3 protein-coding genes and 2 pseudogenes (1 of these 5 only partly in view) are annotated in these 3,943 nt (G+C 64.9%); 3 read left to right on the top strand and 2 right to left on the bottom strand.

Translation table 11 applies throughout. The features are described 5' to 3' along the window. Positions 1-85 precede the first annotated feature (85 nt). Together ACFE99_RS23135 and ACFE99_RS23130 are read left to right on the top strand one after the other, a co-directional pair. Positions 86-1,054, top strand: a pseudogene (locus tag ACFE99_RS23135) (TerC/Alx family metal homeostasis membrane protein). Positions 1,055-1,071: 17 nt separating this feature from the next. Further along, positions 1,072-2,226: an alpha-hydroxy-acid oxidizing protein gene (locus ACFE99_RS23130; RefSeq protein WP_375488927.1), complete on the top strand. Its 1,155-nt coding sequence runs from the start codon at positions 1,072-1,074 to the stop codon at positions 2,224-2,226. A 7-nt stretch (positions 2,227-2,233) separates the two neighbouring features. Here the strand turns inward: ACFE99_RS23130 and ACFE99_RS23125 are convergent, their stop codons facing one another. Together ACFE99_RS23125 and ACFE99_RS23120 are read right to left on the bottom strand one after the other, a co-directional pair. After that, entirely contained in the window at positions 2,234-2,926 is a 693-nt protein-coding gene (locus tag ACFE99_RS23125; protein ID WP_375488925.1) for a hypothetical protein, read from the bottom strand. A 75-nt stretch (positions 2,927-3,001) separates the two neighbouring features. Further along, entirely contained in the window at positions 3,002-3,490 is a 489-nt protein-coding gene (locus ACFE99_RS23120; protein ID WP_375488929.1) for an inorganic diphosphatase, read from the bottom strand. Between the two features lie 154 nt (positions 3,491-3,644). On the opposite strand from ACFE99_RS23120, the pseudogene dacB reads away from it, so the two are divergent. After that, a pseudogene (gene dacB, locus ACFE99_RS23115) lies at positions 3,645-3,943 on the top strand (D-alanyl-D-alanine carboxypeptidase/D-alanyl-D-alanine-endopeptidase); its annotated part runs 454 nt beyond the window's last position; the annotation flags it as partial.

The raw sequence follows: 3,943 nt of genomic DNA, 5'->3' as shown, positions 1-3,943 counted from the left end.
CCCCGCCATCGGCCGACCGGCGCCGCGGACCGTGATGTGACGGTGGAAGAGACCTCTGGCTTTGCTTGAGACCGGAGGTCACCTGTTGCACGTGTCGATGCTCGAATGGTTCGTCACCTTGGGCGCGACCACCGCGGTCCTAATGTTCGACGTCGTCGTCATCGCGCGACGGCCCCGCGAGCCGGCAACACGGGAAAGCGCGACGGCGCTGGCCATCTACGTGGGGCTTGCCGTGCTCTTCGGGATCTGGGTTTGGTTCTTCCACGGCCATCGGTTCGGCGTGGAGTTCTTCGCCGGATGGCTTACCGAATACAGCTTGTCGATCGACAACCTGTTCTTGTTCATCATCATCATGGCCAGCTTCAAGGTGCCCAAGCTCTACCAGCAGCAAGCACTGTTCGTCGGGATCGTGATCGCGCTGATCCTGCGCGGTATGTTCATTGCGCTGGGCGCGCTCGCGATCCAGAAGTTCTCGTGGGTCTTCTATCTCTTTGGTGCATTTCTGGTGTACATGGCGGTCAAACTGGCCCGCGATCACAACCGCAAGCGTGAGGCGGAGAACGGGGTCGTGCGGTTCGCGCGCAGGCATCTGAACAGCACCGACACCTGGGACGGTGTCAAGCTCTACGTCAAAGAGGGCTCCAGGAGAGCGATGACGCCGATGTTTCTCGTCATCCTCGCGCTGGGTGCCGCCGACCTTGTTTTCGCGTTGGACTCCCTTCCGGCGATCTAGGTTCGGACCCGAGAGCCATACCTGGTGTTTGCCGCGAACGTCTTCGCGCTGATGGGGCTGCGACAGCTGTACTTCCTGCTCGGCGGCCTATTGAAGCGGCTGGTGTATCTGTCGCGCGGCCTAGCCCTGATCCTGTTCTTCATCGGGGTGAAGCTTGTGCTGCATGCACTGCGAGAAAACGAGCTGCCGTTCATCAACGGCGGTCACCACCTCAGCGTGCCCGAGATCCCGACGCTGCTCAGCCTTGCGGTCATCGTCGTGACGCTTGTTGTTACCGCGCTGGCCAGCGTGTATGGCACCCGTGTTCTCGACCCCGATTAGTTGGGTATCCAGCCGCTATGGCTTTCGCCGAGTACCAGAACGAGCTGTATCAGCAAGGGCAGGCGGGCCGGCAGCCGCAATATCCCATCCTCTTCGCCGATCTCGAGGCCAAAGCCTGCGCGGCGATGCCGCCGAAGGTGTGGGGGTACGTCGCCGGCGGTGCCGGCGACGAGCACACGCAGCGGGCCAACTGTGAAGCCTTCAAGCGCTGGGGCCTGTTCCCGCGCATGGGTATCGCGCCGACGGAACGTGACCTGTCCGTCGAGTTGTTCGGGGTGACGTTGCCGTCTCCCGTGTTCATGGCGCCGATCGGGGTCATCGGGGTGTGCGCGCAGGACGGCCACGGCGACTTGGCGGCCGCACGCGCGGCAGCCCGCACAGGTGTGCCGTTCTTCGTCGGAACGCTGTCGGCCGACCCGATGGAAGACGTCGCGCCGGCGCTCGGCGATACGCCGGGGTTCTTTCAGCTGTACACGCCGCCTGACCGCGAGATGGCCGCCAGCCTCGTGCATCGTGCCGAGACCGAGGGATTCAAGGGCATCGCCGTCACACTCGACACCTGGGTCACGGGGTGGCGGCCGCGCGACCTCAGCGCCGGAAACTATCCACAGGTGCCCAGCGGGTGCCTCGCCAACTACACCAGCGACCCGGTGTTCCGCGCCGGCCTGCAACCGGGCGAAGACCCGACCGTCGCGGCGGTGCGCAAGTTGCCCATCTTCGGTGGACCGGTCATCTGGGACGACGTCGAATGGCTGCGCTCGGAGACCAGCCTGCCGCTGATGGTCAAGGGCATCTGCCACCCCGACGATGTGCGGCGCGCCAAAGACCTTGGCGTCGACGGCATTTACTGCTCGAATCACGGCGGCCGGCAAGCCAACGGCGGGCTGGCCGCATTGGAGTGCCTGCCGGGAGTGCTCGACGCGGCCGACGGGCTGCCCGTGCTGTTCGACTCCGGCATCCGCAGCGGCGCCGACATCATCAAGGCCCTGGCGATGGGTGCGACCGCCGTGGGGATCGGCCGCCCCTACGCCTATGGGTTGGCGCTCGGCGGTGTCGACGGCATCGTGCACGTGCTGCGCTCGCTGCTGGCCGAAGCCGAATTGATCATGGCCGTGGACGGTTATCCCTCGCGCAAGGACCTGACGCCCGACGCGCTGCGGCACGTGGGATGACGCCGAGCTAGGCCTCTATTGCCCCGGCGATGCGCCGTTCGATGCTTGCGCGCGCCGCGGCCGGCAGCGCGACAAGGCCTTCGAGTTCCTTGCTTGCCCGGGCATAGGCGGTCTGCCGTTCCTGTGGGCTTGCGGCTTCGTCTTGCGCCAGGTGCAGCAGGTGCGCAGCGCGCGCCATGCGTTGTTGTTCGTCGGCGGAGAAGTCGCTGCGGCGTCGCCGAATCGCCTCGGCCTCAGCGATTTCGAACGCCGCGACGTACTCGTGCACGGCATCGCGGTAGTCCAGTTGTGCGTTGCGGTCGTCGAGGAGGTCTTCGGGACGCTCCGGGCGCAGCAGATCGGCGTGCCGCTTAGCTTTATGGAACGCAATCGTCAGCGGGTTGCGCATATCGGTCATCATCGGAAAGTCGAGCAGCTTGGCGATATCGACCTCGTAGTCGAACCACCGCGCATTGGTCCGGTCGTGTTCCTCGATCAGTTTGGTGAGCTCACGCCGGTAGCTCTCCTTGGTGTTTCGCGCCCGCCCGGTTGCTTCGGCGACCGCGATCTTGGCCTGCTGCTTCAACCGATACCGTTCGAGCCGTCGTTCGGCCCGGCGCTCGTTGGCGGCGGCGATCGCCCGCAAACCCCCGCCGATCACGCCGCCGAACGGGAACACCAGCCACCAGAAATTCGCGGCGAAATGCCAAATTGGGTTCACAAATGCCAGGATGCCACCCGCGCGGCCATGCGGCGCTCGTCAATATTGTCTGACGGCGGCGCGCAGTGCGGGCGCTCAGTGCCCGCTGTTCTGGAACCGCTCGATTGAGCGCTGCACCTCGGCTTCGGCCTCGGCACGGCCGACCCAGTCGGCGGTCTTGACGAACTTGCCCGGCTCCAAGGCTTTGTATTGCGAGAAGAAGTGCTTGATGACGTCCAATTCAAATGCGGGAACGTCGTCGATGTCCTTGATGTGATCCCATCTGACGTCGCCGGCCGGGACACAGAGCACCTTGTCGTCGCCGCCGGCCTCGTCGGTCATCCGGAACATTCCCACCGGCCGCGAACTGACCATTACGCCGGGATACACCGGCTCGGGCAACAGCACCATCGCGTCAAGCGGGTCGCCGTCTTCACCCAAGGTGTCGTCGATGAAGCCGTAGTCGGTCGGGTAGACCATCGAGGTGTAGAGGTAACGGTCCAGATAGATCCGCCCTGAGTCGTGGTCGATCTGGTATTTGTTGCGCTGGCCCTTCGGGATTTCGATGATCACGTCGAATTGCACCGTGTCGGCTCCTTCGTAGAGGGTGGCTGATCGTCGGCTGACGCGGGTCGCCACCATCGACCCTAGTGGAGCGATACCGAACATCGAACAGCCGCCAACGCGGCGTCGGTCGGTGATCGGTTCGGCACAATTGGGGCAGACAGTCAGGAGAGTCATGCGTCCCACTCGGTGGCGGCGGTCGACCCACGCGATTATCGGGGTAGCCGTGCTGGCGGTCGTTGCTGCTGTGGTGGCGGCAGCAGCCTTGTTCACTGCGGGCGGGCATAACACCAAAGAGCCGCAGATCCCGCCGGAGCCTCATAACCCCGCAGTGGCCCCGGGAGTGGTCCCGGTCGCCGCTAGCGCCCCGATGCCCACCGAAGCTGGGCTGGCCGCAACGCTGGCGCCGCAAGTGGCGGATCCCAATCTCGGCAAGCTGGGCGGCCGGATTACCGACGCGCTAACCGGCAAAGA

The organism is uncultured Mycobacterium sp. (assembly GCF_964249325.1).
GTDB lineage: Bacteria > Actinomycetota > Actinomycetes > Mycobacteriales > Mycobacteriaceae > Mycobacterium.
Note: the sequence above shows the minus strand (reverse complement) of the source record. Positions and strands in the feature narration are given on the sequence as shown.

Bases quoted from the DNA above. Each gene is read 5' to 3' on its own strand.
- ACFE99_RS23130 (WP_375488927.1), top strand. From the start codon at position 1,072: ATGGCTTTCGCCGAGTACCAGAACGAGCTGTATCAGCAAGGGCAGGCG.